Origin of the sequence: Streptomyces mashuensis (assembly GCF_014654785.1) — a bacterium.
Taxonomy (GTDB): Bacteria; Actinomycetota; Actinomycetes; order Streptomycetales; family Streptomycetaceae; genus Streptomyces; species Streptomyces mashuensis.
Map to the genome: position 1 here is coordinate 1 of NZ_BNBD01000025.1, position 15,788 is coordinate 15,788.

The window sequence follows — 15,788 nt, forward strand, 5'->3', positions numbered from 1 at the left end:
TCTAAACTGCTCGCGCCCTAGACAACCGACCACGTGTTGCGACGACCGTTAGAAACCGCCGCTTGCTCCGGGGCCCTTCCCCTATGCCACGTGCCGCGTGGCGACAGGCCTCTCAGCCCGCCACCGGCGCCGCCTTCTCGTGTGCCGCCACCAGCTCCCGCGCCCGGCGCACGTCGTCCGCCATGCGCTCCAGCAGCGCGTCGATCGTCTCGAACTTCTCCATGCCGCGCAGGTACGCCAGGAAGTCCACCGCGGCGTGCATGCCGTACAGGTCCAGCCCGACCCGGTCGATGGCGTACGCCTCGACCGTCCGCTCGGTGGCGTCGAACTGCACGTTCGTGCCCACCGAGATGGCCGCCGGCATGGCCTCGCCGCCCACCGTGAGCCAGCCCGCGTACACGCCGTCGGCCGGGATCGCCGTGTGCGGCAGCGTCTCCACGTTGGCCGTGGGGAAGCCCAGCTCGCGGCCGCGCTGCGCGCCCCGCACCACGACGCCCTCGACGCGGTGCGGCCGGCCGAGCACCTCCATGGCGCCCGTGACGTCGCCCTCGGCGACCAGGCGGCGCGCCAGCGTCGACGAGAACGGCGCGCCGTCGCCCACCGTGCCCCCGACGTACAGGTCGACGACCTCGACGTCGTAGTCGTACGTGCCGCCCAGCTCCTTCAGGAACTCCACGTCACCCGCGGCGCGGTGGCCGAAGCGGAAGTTGGGGCCCTCGACCACCAGCTTCGCGTGCAACTTGTCGACCAGCACCTTCACCACGAAGTCGGCCGGCGACAGCTTCGAGAACTCGGTGGTGAACGGCAGGATCAGCACCGCGTCCACGCCCAGCTCCGCCATCAGTTCCGCCCGCCGGTGGTGCGGCGCCAGCAGCGGGGGGTGGCTGCCCGGCCGTACGACCTCGCTGGGGTGCGGGTCGAACGTCACCACGACCGACGGCACGCCGAGCTCGCGCGCCCGCTCGACCACGCGGCCGACGAGCAGCTGGTGCCCCCGGTGCACGCCGTCGTACGAGCCGATGGTGACGACGCTGCGTCCCCAGTCCTGGGGAATGTCCTCCAAGCCACGCCAGCGCTGCACTCTGCCCGCTCCTCGCCGTACCCGAACCTTTGTCTGTCTGATTGCGCAGGTCTAAGAGTGCCATGCCGGTTGCCGACGTCCTGCATCGGCCGGTGTACTGCCGGTCACGTCCGACGGGCCGTGCGTACGGCCGTCCCCCGGACCGTCTGATTCCGCCCCGTCCGTCCGTTCCTCCGTCCGTTCCTCTCCCCCACCTCCCTTCTCGCGGCCCGCGGTCAGGCGGATGCGGGCGCTGGGGCCGACGACCACGGCCCACTGGGCGGGGGCCGATTTCAGCCAGCCCCGCACCTGGTCGCCGAAGACCGGGATCTCCCGCGCGAGCTGGGTCAGCCGCCGGTCGAAGCAGGCGGCGCCCTCCGGGGTGCGGGCCATCAGCAGGCCCGTGCGGTGCACGAGGTCACGGGTACGGGCCTCGGTGCGCTCGGCGGCGCCGGCGGCCACCGAGCGCAGCAGCGCGTCGAGGACGGTGACGTCGTGGTCGTACGGCCCGTACTCCTCGCGCTCCATGAGCACCTCCAGCAGCTCCTGGCGGAGCGGCCGGGACCGCGGCGTGCCCGGCCCGGCGAGGACGGGGGCGAGGGCACGGCGGACGGGCGCGGGCCCGGTGCGCAGCAGGTCCACGACGAGGGGCAGGACGACGGCACGGGCGGTGGGGCCGTCCTCCAGGCGGCGGTCGACGAAGGCGGCGGCGTTCTCGGCGCCCTCGGGGCGGTGGTCGACGTGCTCGCGGACGAGGGAGGAGACGCGGCGGGCCAGGGTGGGCGCGGAGACCTCGGCGAGGGCGCGCAGGACGTCGCCGGGGCGGTCGCCCGGTTCGTACAGCCGGGCCCGGAAGGCGGCGAAGACGGGGTCGGGGTGGCTGGCCAGGGCCGGGACGAGGACGCGGGGCGGCAGGTGCGGGTCGCCCTCGGCGAAGCGGGCCAGGGCGCGCGTGAGGTACGTGGGACGGGTCTCGGGGTCGCCGACGAGGAGGGCGAGGGCGCTGCCGTGCAGCGCGCGGGCGGCCGGCCGGTCGAGCAGGGCGAGCGCGGCGTAGCGCAGCAGCTCGCGGTCGGCCTCGGTGGTGACGTGCGGGGCGGTGAGCAGGGCGTACGCGGCCGCGGCGACGTGGCGCTCGGCGCGGTCGTCGTGCGCCCAGCGGTCGACGGCGCGGCAGAGGGCGGAGGGTTCGTCCTCGGCGAGCGCGGTGAGGAGTTCGTCGGCGCGGGGGTGGCCGGCGTCGACGAGGGCCTCGCAGAGGTCGTCGAGGGCGCGCCGGCGGTGGGTGTGCAGGAGCGCCTGGGCGGCGGTGGCGACGGTGGGCCGGACGCGCGTGCCGCGGGGCTTGATCTGGAGGTGGCGCTCGTCGGAGAACCAGCGGCACAGGCCGGGCTGCGCACCGCAGGGGTCCTGGACGAGCAGGGCCGCGGCGGCGGTGAGGAACCGGTCGGTGTGCGGCGGCACCGGGGGCGCTTCGTCCTCTTCGCGCGCCCCCTCGCGCTCCCCTTCCCGCCGTTCGCGGGCGACGGCGCCGGACGGGCCGGCCACCTCGGCGGGGGACGCGGCGGGGGACGCGGCCGGTTCGGGCAGGCCGCCGGAGCCCCGCGGCCGGCCGGGCACGCGCGGGCGGCCGGGTTCCCCGGTGGCCACGGACGCCTCGGCCTCCGCAACGTCCTGGACGTCCTCGACGGCGTGGACCGGCTGCTGCCCGTGCCCGCCCTCGTCCCCGCGCACCTGGAGGGGTACGGGTCTGGGGGCGCCGCCGGGGCCCGCCGCGCCCTCCTCACGCCGGGACTGCGCCGGCACCGCAGCCGACACGGCAGACGCCCCGGACCCGCCGGCCCCAAGGGCCGCCCCCGGACCCGCCCCGACGGCCCCCACTGCGTCGCCCCGCGCCCCCTCCGGCAGCGCCGCGTTCTCCCGCTCCGCCCCCGGCGGCGGGCCGTCGGCCGGGATCAGCAGCCGCAGCAGCTCCAGCCGGTCGTCGAGGCCGAGCGGCAGCCGGAGCCAGAACCAGGGCCCGTACTGGGCCAGGCCGCCCAGCGTGGCCGTGGCCTGGCTGTCGAAGCCGCCGACGGCCGTGGCGCGGGCGGTGACGCGCTCCGCGAGGAGCCGCAGCACGCCCATGTACGGGGTGGCGTCGGGCACCCGGAGCAGGGCTTCGCCGAGCAGGTGGGAGGCCCACCAGGAGGCGTCGTCGAGGACCCGACCGGCGCCCTTCTCCTTGGCCTCGGCCTCGGCGGCACGCACGGCAAGGGTCTCCACGGCGTGGACGAGGGCGCTGAGCCGGCGGGAGAGCTCGGTCGGTCCGGAGCGGCGGGCGAGCAGCAGCAGGGCCTGGAGGACCGGGCCGATGCGGTGCCGCGGTACGGGCAGGGGCCGGGGCGGCTCGGCCTGCGCGGACCCGCGCTTGCGCCGGCCCTTGGCGCCGGGCGGCGGCGGTACGTGGCCCTCGGGCGCGGGCACGGGGCCGCCGCCGGTGCGGGAGGGCAGCCGGACCGCGGCCTCGGCGGGCGGGCCGTCGGGCTGGTACCAGCGGTGGACGAGGGCGTGCAGGGCGGCGTCGAGGTCGAGGTGGGTGCCCTGGAGCCAGTCGGCGAACTCCTCGTGGGCGAAGCGGTAGCCGGAGCCGGCGGGGACGAGGAGGCCCTCGGTGAGCACGGCGGAGGCCCAGCCGGTGCGCCAGGGGAACAGCTCCTCGAACGCCTCGCGCTCCAGCTCGCCCTGGCCGGGGCCCAGGCAGCGCCGGGCGGCCTCGTGGACCTGCCCGGAGACGCGGGCGGCGAGCCGGCGCACGGGGGCGCCGCGCAGCGGTGGCCGGCGGGCGGCGGCGAGCCGGACGGCGATGCGGAGGCAGACCAGGTCGAGGTGGGCGGAGAAGACGTCCCAGCGGTCGGGCGGCGGCTCGTCGCCGCCGTCGCCGGACCCGCCGTCCCCGGCGCCGGCGCCGCCGGGGAGGGCGGCCCGCACCTCGGCGAGGAGGCGCAGGGCGAGGGGGTGGCCGGCGTCGGCGGGGTCGAGGGCGCCGTGCGGGATGCCGTAGGAGGCGCGGACCTCGGCGGCCTGTGCAGGGGTGAGGGCGGGCAGCCGGCAGCAGGGCGGCAGGGCGCGCGGCCGGGAGGTGGCGGGCGCGGCGCACAGCGGGCCGGGGCGGTGCAGGGCCTCGTCGGGGAAGAGGACGCCGGCGGTCTCCCAGTGTTCGGGGCGGCAGGCGACGATCAGGCGGGAGCCGCCGGCGGAGAGCCAGGCGGCGGTGGCGGCCGTCCACTCGGGCAGGGCGTGGGCGAGGACGGGCGGCATCTCCTCGGGGCCGTCGAGGAGGACGAGCAGGGGGCGGCCCATGCGGCGGGCGAGCTCGGCGACGGCCTCGGGGGTGGCCGCGGAGGTGTCGCCGTGGGTGCCGCCGGGCCCGGCGGAGGCGGTGACGATGCGGCCGGCGGCGGCCAGGGCGCGGGCGATGGCGTCGCGCACGCTCTCGTCGCCGGCCTGGAGGTCGGCGCCGCGCAGCCAGAGGGTGGGGGCGGGTTCGGTGCCGCGGGAGCGGCGCCCGGCGAGGGCGCCGAGGGCGGTGGTGCGGCCGGTGCCGGGGTCGCCGACGAGGCCGAGGACGAAGGGCCGGCCGCCGCGGGCCTGGTCGCGGCCGCCGGGGCCCGGGTCGAGGAAGCGGGCGAACTCCAGCTCGATCTCCGGCCGCTCCACGGGGTCGCGCCAGGAGCGGGGGGTGACCACGGAGCCCAGGGAGGTGGCGGTGAGCTGGAGCGCGCCGGCGAGGTTGAGGTCGGCGCCGAAGGCGGGGACGGTCGCTGAGTTGCGGTCGAGCAGGTCGGCGAGGGGGCCGCCGGGTGTGGCGAGGGCGGCGGCGCGCAGCGGGATGGCGAAGCCGGCGGCGCGACGGTCGGCCTGGAGCGCGGTACCGAGGACGGCGACCACGGCTCCCGTACGGGGGTCGAGGACGGGCCCGCCGGTGGCCTCCTCGCCCAGCCGCAGCCCGGACCGCCCGGACAGCGACAGCTCCAGGGCGGCGCCCAGCAGGTGGAAGCGGTCGGTGGCGGTGTACGTGACGGGGACGTCGCCCATGATGCGGGCGGCGTACCAGCGGCCGGCGTGCAGCCGTACCGGGGTGCCGCCGGGGACGTGCTCGGCGGCGGCCACGGGCAGCGGTGGCACGGCCAGGCCCTCGGTGCGGACCAGAGCGAGGTTGCACTCGGGCAGGGCCACGACGTTCTCGGCGCCGACCACGCAGGTCAGCTCGCCCGCGGCGTGCAGCACCAGGCGGGCCAGGCCGTCCACGGCCTCGTGGCTGGTGACCAGAGTGCCGCGGTCGTCGGCGAGGAACCCCGTGCCCCGCGCCCGCCCGGCGAGGTCGCGGATGCGTACCAGCGATTCCTCCGCGTCGGCCCGCCGACCGTTCATCCCGTCGAACCTCCCCGCCGTGCTCGTTCCCACGACGGTAGGCAGCCGGTGATCGGCGAACCAGGCCACAGCGTGAACGCGCCCCCTTCCACCCCCCTGGTTCACTCCGAGCGCCTGCCCGTTGGGGTGAATCATCCGTCCCGGATGGATAGAGACCAGTGGGAGGGGGATCGTGGGGCGGGGACCGCGCGGAATGACGCGCTCCCCGTCCCACGGTGGGGCCGGCAGCCCCTGCGCGCCTTACGCGAAGACCGCCAGGCTCTTCGCCTTGCCGCCCTGGTCCTCGACCAGGGCCAGGAAGGTGCCGTCCGGCCCGAAGACGGCGATCGGGCCCGAGCCGTCCAGCAGCGGCAGCCGGAGCCGGACGCCGTGCCCGAGGAGCCGGGCCTGCTCGGCGTTCACGTCCCAGCGGCGGAACGCGGCGGCCGCGGCCTGCCCGATGGGCATCACGGTCAGCTCCTCCTGGAGCTGGTCGAGCGTCCGGGCCTCGGCGATGCCGTACGGGCCGACGCGGGTGCGGCGCAGCGCCGTGAGGTGGCCGCCGACGCCCGTGTCGGCGCCCAGGTCGCGGGCGAGCGCCCGGACGTAGGTGCCCGACGAGCAGACGACGGAGACCAGCACGTCCTGCACGGGCGTGCCGTCCGCGGCCTCGGCCGGGTGCACGGCGTGCACGACGAACGAGGAGACCGTGACGGGACGGGCGGGGATCTCGAAGTCCTCGCCCTCGCGCGCCCGCTTGTACGAGCGCTTGCCGTCTATCTTGATCGCGCTGACCTTGGAGGGCACCTGCATGATGTCCCCGGTCAGCTTCGCCACGCCCGCGTCGATCGCCTCGCGCGTGACGGCGGAGGCGTCGGCGGACGAGGTGACCTCGCCCTCCGCGTCGTCCGTCACGGTGTTCTGGCCGAGCCGGATGGTGGCGACGTACTCCTTCTCCGTCAGCGCGAGGTGGCCGAGGAGCTTGGTGGCCTTCTCGACGCCCAGGACGAGCACGCCGGTCGCCATCGGGTCCAGCGTCCCCGCGTGGCCGACGCGCCGGGTGCGGGCGATGCCCCGCATCTTGGCGACGACGTCGTGCGAGGTGAAGCCGGCCGGCTTGTCGACGACGATCAAGCCGTCCGGCGTGGTGGTCGCGTGCTTCATCAGGCGGTGGTGCCCTTGCCGTCCGCAGCCCCGCCGGCCTCGCCGGTCTCGCCGCTCTCGTCGGCCTCGTCCGCCGGCTTGCGGTACGGGTCGGCGTCACCGGCGTACGTGGCGCCGGACGACGCCTGGCGCACCTGGGCGTCCGAGGCCCGCGCCCGGTCGAGGAGGTCCTCGATGGTCCGGGCGTTCTCCGGCAGCGCGTCCGCGACGAAGGTCAGGGTCGGCGTGAACTTCGTCCCCGCCGCGCGCCCGACCTCCGAGCGCAGGATGCCCTTGGCGCTCTCCAGGCCCGCCGCGGCACTGGCGCGGTCCTCGTCGTCGCCGTAGACGGTGTAGAAGACCGTCGCCTCCCGCAGATCGCCCGTGACCCGGGTGTCGGTGATGGTCACGTGCGAGCCGAGCCGCGGGTCCTTGATTCCGCGCTGCAGCTTCTCGGCGATGACCTCGCGGATGAGGTCCGCCAGCCTCTTCGCCCGCGCGTTGTCGGCCACTGGTCCGTCTCCTTCTCGTCTTCCAGCATGGTGCTCGTGGCGCCCACGACGGTCAGTCGTCGTGCTCGCCGTGGAACCGCCGGCGTACTGCCAGCAGCTCCACTTCGGGCCGTGCGGCGACCAGGCGCTCGCAGCGGTCCAGTATGTCCGTGAGGTGCCCCGCGTCCCCGGAGACCGCCGCCACTCCCAGGGTGGCCCTGCGGTACAGGTCCTGCTCCCCGACCTCGGCCGCGCTGACCGCGTACTTGCGTTGTAGCTCGGCGATGATCGGGCGGACGACGGAGCGCTTCTCCTTCAGCGACCGGACGTCGCCGAGAAGCAGGTCGAAGGACAGCGTCCCTACATACATGCGGTACGGGTGTTCGCCCACCCGGGAGGCCTCATCGGTCCCGCGCCTTGTGCACGGGCCCGCCCCGAAACCGTACACGCAACGGCCGGGGCCGATCGACGGAAATATGATCCGCCGACCGGCCCCGGCCCGCCCGTCGCCCGACCACCACCCCGGGTGGAACGCGCTCCGCGCGTGCTGCACTATGTGCGATCAGCTGCACGCATCACACGCGCGGCTTCTCCCGCATCTCGTACGTCGCGATGACGTCGTCGACCTTGATGTCGTTGAAGTTGCCGAGGTTGATACCACCCTCGTAACCCTCGCGGATCTCGGTGACGTCGTCCTTGAAGCGACGCAGGCCCTCGATGGTGAGGTTCTCCGCGATGACCTTGCCGTCGCGGATGAGGCGCGCCTTGGTGTTGCGCTTGACCTCGCCGGAGCGGATGAGCACACCCGCGATGTTGCCCAGCTTGGACGAACGGAAGACCTCGCGGATCTCCGCCGTGCCGAGCTCGACCTCCTCGTACTCCGGCTTCAGCATGCCCTTCAGGGCCGCCTCGATCTCCTCGATCGCCTGGTAGATGACCGAGTAGTACCGGACGTCGACGCCCTCGCGCTCGGCCATCTGCGTGGCACGGCCCTCGGCGCGGACGTTGAAGCCGATGACGATCGCGTCGGAGCCGGACGCCAGGTTGATGTCGGTCTCCGTGACCGCACCGACGCCGCGGTGCAGCACCCGGATGTCGACCTCCTCGCCCACGTCGAGCTGGAGCAGGGAGGACTCCAGGGCCTCGACGGAACCGGACGCGTCGCCCTTGATGATGAGGTTGAGCTGCTGGACCTCGCCGGCCTTGAGCACCTTGTCGAGGTCCTCGAGGGACACCCTGCGGGTGCGCTTGGCGAAGGCGGCGTTGCGCTCGCGCGCAGCGCGCTTCTCGGCGATCTGGCGGGCGGTGCGGTCCTCGTCGACGACGAGGAAGCTGTCGCCCGCGCCCGGGACGTTGGTCAGACCCATGACGAGGACCGGGGTCGACGGACCCGCCTCGTCCAGCGTCTGGCCCTTGTCGTCGAGCATGGCCCGCACGCGGCCGTAGGCGTCGCCCACGACCATCGTGTCGCCGACGCGGAGGGTACCGCGCTGGACGAGGACGGTGGCCACGGCGCCGCGGCCGCGGTCGAGGTGGGCCTCGATCGCGATGCCCTGGGCGTCCTGCTCGGGGTTGGCCCGCAGGTCGAGGGCGGCGTCCGCGGTGAGGACGACGGCCTCGAGCAGCTTGTCGATGTTCAGGCCCTGCTTGGCGGAGATGTCGACGAACATCGTGTCGCCGCCGTACTCCTCGGCCACCAGGCCGTACTCGGTCAGCTGACCGCGCACCTTGGTCGGGTCCGCACCCTCGACGTCGATCTTGTTGACCGCGACGACGATCGGGACCTCGGCCGCCTTGGCGTGGTTGAGCGCCTCGACCGTCTGCGGCATGACGCCGTCGTTCGCCGCCACCACCAGGATGGCGATGTCGGTCGACTTCGCACCACGGGCACGCATGGCGGTGAACGCCTCGTGACCCGGGGTGTCGATGAAGGTGATCCGGCGCTCTTCCTCGTTGACCTCGGTGGAGACCTGGTAGGCACCGATGTGCTGGGTGATGCCACCGGCCTCGCCCGCGACCACGTTGGTCTTGCGGATGGCGTCGAGCAGGCGGGTCTTGCCGTGGTCGACGTGACCCATGACCGTGACCACCGGCGGACGCGCGACGAGGAACTCCTCGCCGCCCTCGTTCTCGCCGAACTCGATGTCGAAGGACTCGAGCAGCTCGCGGTCCTCCTCCTCCGGGCTGACGATCTGAACCTGGTAGTTCATCTCGTCACCGAGGAGCTGCAGCGTCTCGTCGGAGACGGACTGCGTCGCGGTGACCATCTCGCCGAGGTTCATCATCACGGCGACGAGCGACGCCGGGTTGGCGTTGATCTTCTCCGCGAAGTCGGTGAGCGACGCACCACGCGACAGGCGAATGGTCTCGCCGTTGCCGCGCGGCAGCATCACGCCGCCGACCGACGGGGCCTGCATGGCCTCGTACTCCTGGCGACGCTGCCGCTTCGACTTGCGGCCACGACGCGCCGGACCGCCGGGACGGCCGAAGGCGCCCTGCGTGCCGCCACGGGCACCCGGCCCACCGGGACGACCACCGAAGCCACCGGGACGACCGCCGAAGCCGCCGCCACCGCCGGCACCGGGGCCACCGCCACCGGGACGGCCGGCGAAACCGCCGCCGCCACCCGGACGACCGCCGCCACCCGGACCGGCCGGACGGCCGGCGAAGCCGGGACGACCGCCGCCGCCACCGGGACGACCGGCGCCACCGGGACGACCGGCACCGCCGGGGCCCGGACGCGGGCCGGCAGCCGGACGCTGCGGCATCATGCCCGGGTTCGGGCGGTTGCCCGCGGGGGCACCGGGACGCGGAGCGCCACCGGGAGCCTGCGGACGCGGCATGGAACCGGGGGTCGGACGGGGACCGCCCTGACCCTGCGGACGCGGGCCGCCACCGGGAGCCTGCGGACGCGGGCCACCGGGGCCGGCCTGGGGCCGGGGCGCCTGCGGACGCGGGGCCTGCGGACGGGCCATGCCCGTGGAGCCACCGGAGGTGAAGGGGTTGTTGCCCGGACGGGGACCGGCCGGACGGCCACCCGGACGCGGGGCCGCCTGGCCCTGGCCGGGACGCTGGCCACGGCCGCCGTCACGCTGCTGACCGGCGGGGCCCGGACGGGCGCCGGGGCGCGGGCCGGGGGCGCCGGCGGGCTTGGCCGCCGCGGCGGGCGCCGGCGGGGCCTGGAACTCCGGCTGCGCGGGGGCGACCGGGGCCGGCTTGGCGGGGGCCGCCGGGCCGGGCTTCGGGGCCGGACGCGGGCCGGGGGTGGGCGCGGCACCCGCGGGGGTGCCGGGCTTGGGGGTGGGGGCCGCGGCCGGCTTGGGGGCCGGGGCGGCGGGACGTGCCTGGGCGCCCGGAGTGGGGGCACCCGGCTTCGGCGGCGCAGCCTTGCGCGGCGCCGCGGGCTTCGCAGCGGTCTTACCGGTGCCGCCACCGGAACCCTGCAAAGCGTCGGTCAGCTTGCGGACGACCGGCGCCTCGATGGTCGAGGACGCCGAACGGACGAATTCACCAAGTTCTTGGAGCTTGGCCATGACGACCTTGCTCTCTACTCCGAACTCCTTGGCGAGTTCGTATACCCGGACCTTAGCCACTTCGCTCCATTCTGGGTCCGGGGTGTCCACCGGACCGTCGCTACTTCATGGGCGTACTCATCGCGTACTCATCGAGTGCTCATCGCAATCTCGACCTACTTCCGACTCGCGAGGTACCTGACCGCACGGTCACCCGTGCCGTTCTCTTCTTACGGTGTTGCCCGGCCGTGCCGGCGGTGCTCGTCGATCCGCTCGACGAACCGGCGCAGTTCCGCGGTGTCGAGCGGTCCCTGGACCCGGAGGGCCCTGGGGAACGCCCGGCGGCGTACCGCCAGATCGAGGCAGACCAGTGTGGGATGCACGGATGCACCCCGGCCGGGCAGCGTACCGCGAGGGTCGGGGACGCAGGCGTCCTCGATCACCACGGTGCGCAGCAGTTCGCCCTTGGCCGCTCGCTCCCGGCACCCCACACAGGTGCGCTCAGGGCATGCGCGGGCATGCGTCCGGCCAGACACTGATTAAGTCTACCTCCCCACACGGACCTCACCCCTTCGGGGCACAGGTCGTGCGCGTATACGTTTCGGCCATGATCGGCCTGCTGACAGCGGCCCCGGAACACCATTCTGCGGGTCCCGGGGCCAGGGGTTCCATCGGTTTTCTGCCGATGTGCCGTCGTTGTTCCGGCGGCGTTCCGGCAGCGTTCCGGTGGTGGCCGGCGACCGACCACCGCAGTCGGCGGGCCGGGTGGCGGCTCGGGGCGGGCGCTGGGGCGCCTGTACGCGCCCCCCGCCGCTCCGATACGCCGCCCGGTGCGCCGTACGCGTGCGGCTCAGCCGGCCTGGCCGGCGGGCTGCTGCTCGGTGTCCGGGCGGATGTCGATCCGCCAGCCGGTCAGCCTGGCCGCGAGCCGGGCGTTCTGCCCCTCCTTGCCGATGGCGAGGGAGAGCTGGTAGTCGGGCACGGTCACCCGCGCCGAGCGGGCCGCCAGGTCGACGATCTCGACCTTGCTCACCCGGGCGGGGGACAGAGCGTGGGCCACCAGCTCGGCGGGGTCGTCCGACCAGTCCACGATGTCGATCTTCTCGCCGTTCAGCTCGGCCATGACCGCGCGCACCCGGCCGCCCATCGGGCCGATGCAGGCGCCCTTGGCGTTGAGGCCGGAACGGGTCGACCGGACGGCGATCTTGGTGCGGTGACCGGCCTCACGGGCGATGGCGGCGATCTCCACCGAACCGTCCGCGATCTCCGGCACCTCCATGGCGAAGAGCTTCTTCACCAGGTTGGGGTGGGTGCGCGAGAGCGTCACGGACGGGCCGCGCACGCCCTTGGCGACCCGCACCACGTAGGTGCGCAGGCGGGTGCCGTGCTTGTACTCCTCGCCGGGGACCTGCTCCTGCACCGGCAGGATGGCCTCCAGCTTCCCGATGTCGACCAGGACGTTCTTCGGGTCCTTGCCCTGCTGCACGACGCCCGCGACGACGTCGCCCTCGCGGCCGGCGAACTCACCGAAAGTGATCTCGTCCTCGGCGTCGCGCAGACGCTGGAGGATGACCTGCTTGGCGGTGGTCGCGGCGATCCGGCCGAAGCCGGACGGCGTGTCGTCGAACTCGCGGGCCTCCTGGCCCTCGGGGACGTCCTGCGGGTCCTCCTTGGCCCACACCGTCACATGACCGGTCTTCCGGTCCAGCTCCACCCGGGCGCGCTTCCGGCTGCCCTCGGTGCGGTGGTAGGCGATGAGGAGGGCCGACTCGATCGCTTCGACCAGCAGGTCGAAGGAGATCTCCTTCTCCCGGACCAGACCCCGCAGGGCACTCATGTCGATGTCCACGGCTACGCCTCCTCCTGAATCTCGTGGGACTGAATCTCGTCGGACTCGTCTACGGCTTCTTCTACGGCTTCGTCTTCGGCCGGTGCGCCGGCCTTGCGGTTGAACTCGATCTCCACACGTGCCTTCGCGATCTCCGCGAAGGCCAGCCGCCGGGAGGTGGCCTTGCGGCCCTTCACGCCGGGGACCTCGAGGTCCAGCCCCTCGTCGTCGACGGAGACGATCCGGGCGACGAGCTCGCCGCCCGCGGACAGCTGGAACCGCACCAGGCGCCCGGTGGCCCGGACGTAGTGACGGTGCTGGGTCAGCGGCCGGTCGGCGCCGGGCGAGGTGACCTCGAGAACGTAGGGGGCCCCGCCCATGACGTCGGTCTCGTCGAGGAGGGCGGAGACGTCGCGGCTGAGGTCCGCGCAGGTGTCCAGCTGAACGCCCGCGTCGGAGTCCACCACGACGCGCAGCACACGCCGCTTTCCGGCCGGCGTCACCTCGACCTCTTCCAGGTCCAGCTCCCGCGCGCTCACGAGAGGGGCCAGCAGCTCGCGCAGCCGCTCGCTCTGGGTGGTGCTCATCCGGGTGACTCCTCGGCCGCGTGTGCTGTTGTGGGAAAGTCGCGTGTCAGGTCAAAGCCTATCCGTTCCGGCAGCCGGCTGACGATTCGGTGCCCGGTGCCCGGCCGGCGGGGCGCCCGCCGGTACGCTCGGCCGGGCTGATCACCGAGACCGCGGCGAGAACCGCGGCGAGACCGTGGCGAGAAGAGGAACGTGCCGCTCACGACGACGACGCGGGCCGCCGGACCAGCGCCGGGCCCGCGCAGACGCAGCGTACTGGCCGGCGGCGCGGCCGGCCTGCTCGCCGCCGGCGCCCCGGTGCTGACGGGTTGTTCCTCCGGCGGGCGCGGCGACACGCGGGCGGCCGGGGACGAACGCCGCGCCCGGGAGCGGCAGGCCCTCGCGTCGGCGGAGCTGCTGCGGTGGTACGACGCCACGCTCGCCGCCCACCCGGACCTCGCGCCGCGGCTCGCGCCCCTGCGCGAGGAGGTCGCCCGTCACACGGCGGCCTTCCGCCCACAGGCGGCCTCCCCGGCGTCCCCCTCCCCCGAGGCCCCCTCCCCCACGCCGTCCGGCGGCCCGTCGGTGCCCGGCGACCCGAAGGCGGCGCTGGCCGCGCTCGCCGACGCCGAGCGGCGCACCGCCGAGGCGCGCACCGCGGCCCTGGCCTCCGCCACTCCACAGCTGGCCCGGCTCCTGGCGTCGGTCGCGGCGGCCGGTGCGGCCCACGCGTACCTGCTCACCGGAGGTGAGGCATGACGGCCGTCCCCCGCCGGGCCCCGTCGGACCGCCGGGCCGTCCTGGCCGCGGCGCAGGCGGCGCTCGCCGCCGAGCACGCCACTGTCTACGGCTACGGGGTCGTGGGCGCGCGCGCCGACGACGCGCGCACCGGCGAGGCGCAGGAGGCGTACGACGCGCACCGCGCGCGCCGGGACGCGCTGACCCGCGCGGTCCGTGACCTGGGCGGCGAGCCGGAGGCCGCGGCGGCCGCGTACGCGCTGCCGTTCCCGGTCTCGGACGCGGCGGCCGCGGTGCGGCTGGCGGCGGAGCTGGAGCGGCGGCTCGCCGCCGTCTATGCCGACCTGGTGGGGGCCTCGGACGGCGGTCTGCGGGCGGAGGCGGCGGCGGGGCTGCGCGAGGCCGCAGTGCGCGCGGTGCGGTGGAGCGGCGGCAGCGTAGCCTTCCCTGGGCTCCCCGACCGGGCCTGAGCTTCCCGGACGCGCGGGAATCGCAACACGAGACGGCGCACGAGACGGCGTACGAGACGGAAGGACGGTCCACGGAAGATGGCCGGCACGCACGACCTCCTCGAACCGCCGCGGCGGCTGGCGAGGACCCTGGCCTCGGACCCGTCCTTCGGCCCCGCGCAGCGCGCGTGGCTCGACGCGCTCCCGGACCACACGCACGAGTGCCTGGCCCGCTGGGACCTGACACCCGAACGGGTACAACTGCCGGGCGGCCGCGCCAGCTTGATGGTGCTCGTCCGCACGGCCGACGGCACCCCGGCGGCCCTCAAACTGGCGCCGCCCGGCACGACGACCGCCCTGGAGCACGCGGCGCTGGCGCACTGGAACGGCCTGGGCGCGGTGCGCCCGCTGCGGGTCGACGCGGAGGCGGGCGCGCTGCTGCTGGAGCGGCTGCACGGCGGCATCAGCCTGCGGTCGCTGGCGGAGCCCAAGGCGCAGCTGGAGGCGGCGGCGACGGTGCAGCGCCTGTGGGTGCCGCCGGCCGAGGGCCATCCCTTCCCCACCGTCGCGGAGCACACGGCGGTGCTGGCCGGGCGGCTCCGGGAGTGGGCGGGGCAGCCGTGGGCGGCCGACGCGCGGGCCGTGACCGAGGAGGCGCTGGAGCTGCGCGAGGCGCTGACCGCCGAGGTCCCCGAGCCGCCGGTGCTGCTGCACGGCGAGTACGAGGAGGGCACCGTCCTGGCGGGCGAGCGGGCGCCGTGGCTGGCGGTGGGGCCGCGCCCGCTGGCCGGCGAGCGCGCGTACGACCTGGCCTGGCTGGTGCGCGACCGGCTGGACACGCTGATGGCGTCGCCGGGTGCCGCTGCGGCGGCGCGGCGGCGCGTCGCGCGGCTGGCGGACTCGCTGGAGGTGGACGCGGACCGGCTGCGGGGCTGGACGCTGTTCCGCACGGCCGAGGCGGGCGTGCACGCCCTGGCGGCGGGCCTGCCCCGGCGGGGCGAGCTGCTGCTGGAGTTCGCGGGGCTGCTGTAGGGGCTGCTCGCCGTAGGAGCTCCGCGCCTTATTGCGCCAGTGGCAGCGGCGCGCCCATCACGGCGTACGGGTACGGCGCGCTCGGGAACATGACGTTGCGGGCGAGGTCGCGGTAGCCGAGCTTGCGGTAGAGGGCGCGGGCGGGGGACTCGCGGTCGACGGCGGAGAGGATCGAGCGGGGCTCGGTGGCCGTGGCGGTGAGGGCCGTGATGAGGGTGCGGCCGATGCGCCGGTTCTGGAAGCCGGGGTGGACGTGGAGCTCGGTGATGACGAAGGAGTCGTCCAGCCAGTGCTCGAAGCCGTTGGCGCGCAGGTGCGGCTCGACGACGGTGGACCACCAGTGGCCGCGGTCGTTGGGCATCCCGTAGACGAAGCCGACCAGCCGGCCGGTGGGGGTCGTCGCGCCGAGGGCGCGGGCGCCGGGGCAGGTCAGGTGGCGCAGCACGATGTGGCGGCGGACGCCGACCTCCTCGGGCGTCAGCCCGAACGCGACCGCCTGCACGGCCAGGGCCTCGTCGACCCGGGCGGCGAGGTCGAGCGGGCCGACCGAGATGTCATCCATGCGGGCGAGGCTACC

General features: G+C 75.1%; 13 protein-coding genes. 3 read left to right on the forward strand and 10 right to left on the reverse strand.

From position 1 onward, the window contains the following. Positions 1-112 precede the first annotated feature (112 nt). From IE305_RS31445 to rimP, 9 genes are all read right to left on the reverse strand, one after another. Entirely contained in the window at positions 113-1,081 is a 969-nt protein-coding gene (locus tag IE305_RS31445; RefSeq protein ID WP_190133249.1) for a bifunctional riboflavin kinase/FAD synthetase, read from the reverse strand. Positions 1,082-1,132: 51 nt separating this feature from the next. Next, on the reverse strand, positions 1,133-5,473 hold the full coding sequence (locus tag IE305_RS31450; RefSeq protein WP_190133250.1) for a hypothetical protein: 4,341 nt from the start codon (positions 5,471-5,473) through the stop codon (positions 1,133-1,135). A 240-nt stretch (positions 5,474-5,713) separates the two neighbouring features. Next, positions 5,714-6,616: a tRNA pseudouridine(55) synthase TruB gene (truB, locus tag IE305_RS31455; protein WP_190133251.1), complete on the reverse strand. Its 903-nt coding sequence runs from the start codon at positions 6,614-6,616 to the stop codon at positions 5,714-5,716. After that, positions 6,616-7,107 (reverse strand): 30S ribosome-binding factor RbfA, encoded by a 492-nt coding sequence (gene rbfA / locus IE305_RS31460; RefSeq protein ID WP_190133252.1) that lies wholly within the window; start codon positions 7,105-7,107, stop codon positions 6,616-6,618. The genes truB and rbfA overlap by 1 nt, the downstream gene beginning before the upstream one ends. 52 nt (positions 7,108-7,159) lie before the next feature. Then, on the reverse strand, positions 7,160-7,456 hold the full coding sequence (locus IE305_RS31465) for a DUF503 domain-containing protein (protein ID WP_190133253.1): 297 nt from the start codon (positions 7,454-7,456) through the stop codon (positions 7,160-7,162). A gap of 205 nt (positions 7,457-7,661) precedes the next feature. Next, on the reverse strand, positions 7,662-10,679 hold the full coding sequence (infB, locus tag IE305_RS31470) for a translation initiation factor IF-2 (RefSeq protein WP_190133254.1): 3,018 nt from the start codon (positions 10,677-10,679) through the stop codon (positions 7,662-7,664). Positions 10,680-10,828: 149 nt separating this feature from the next. Next, positions 10,829-11,134, reverse strand: a complete 306-nt coding sequence (locus IE305_RS31475; protein ID WP_190133255.1) for a YlxR family protein — start codon at positions 11,132-11,134, stop codon at positions 10,829-10,831. 314 nt (positions 11,135-11,448) lie between these two features. Then, positions 11,449-12,447, reverse strand: coding sequence for a transcription termination factor NusA (gene nusA / locus IE305_RS31480; protein ID WP_190133256.1), 999 nt, complete (start codon positions 12,445-12,447; stop codon positions 11,449-11,451). Between the two features lie 2 nt (positions 12,448-12,449). Further along, a complete protein-coding gene (gene rimP / locus IE305_RS31485; RefSeq protein WP_190133257.1) occupies positions 12,450-13,013 on the reverse strand; it encodes a ribosome maturation factor RimP in 564 nt (187 codons plus the stop codon). Positions 13,014-13,205: 192 nt separating this feature from the next. Between rimP and IE305_RS31490 the strand changes: the two genes are divergently transcribed. The 3 genes from IE305_RS31490 (at position 13,206) to IE305_RS31500 (ending at position 15,211) form a co-directional block, all read left to right on the forward strand. Further along, positions 13,206-13,751, forward strand: a complete 546-nt coding sequence (locus IE305_RS31490; protein WP_190133258.1) for a hypothetical protein — start codon at positions 13,206-13,208, stop codon at positions 13,749-13,751. Further along, on the forward strand, positions 13,748-14,200 hold the full coding sequence (locus IE305_RS31495; protein ID WP_190133259.1) for a ferritin-like domain-containing protein: 453 nt from the start codon (positions 13,748-13,750) through the stop codon (positions 14,198-14,200). Before IE305_RS31490 ends, IE305_RS31495 begins: the two co-directional genes overlap by 4 nt. A 78-nt stretch (positions 14,201-14,278) precedes the next feature. Continuing rightward, positions 14,279-15,211, forward strand: a complete 933-nt coding sequence (locus tag IE305_RS31500) for an aminoglycoside phosphotransferase family protein (RefSeq protein ID WP_190133260.1) — start codon at positions 14,279-14,281, stop codon at positions 15,209-15,211. Between the two features lie 28 nt (positions 15,212-15,239). On the opposite strand, the gene IE305_RS31505 is transcribed toward IE305_RS31500, so the two are convergent. Next, on the reverse strand, positions 15,240-15,773 hold the full coding sequence (locus tag IE305_RS31505) for a GNAT family N-acetyltransferase (RefSeq protein WP_190133261.1): 534 nt from the start codon (positions 15,771-15,773) through the stop codon (positions 15,240-15,242). Between the last annotated feature and the right edge of the window lie 15 nt (positions 15,774-15,788).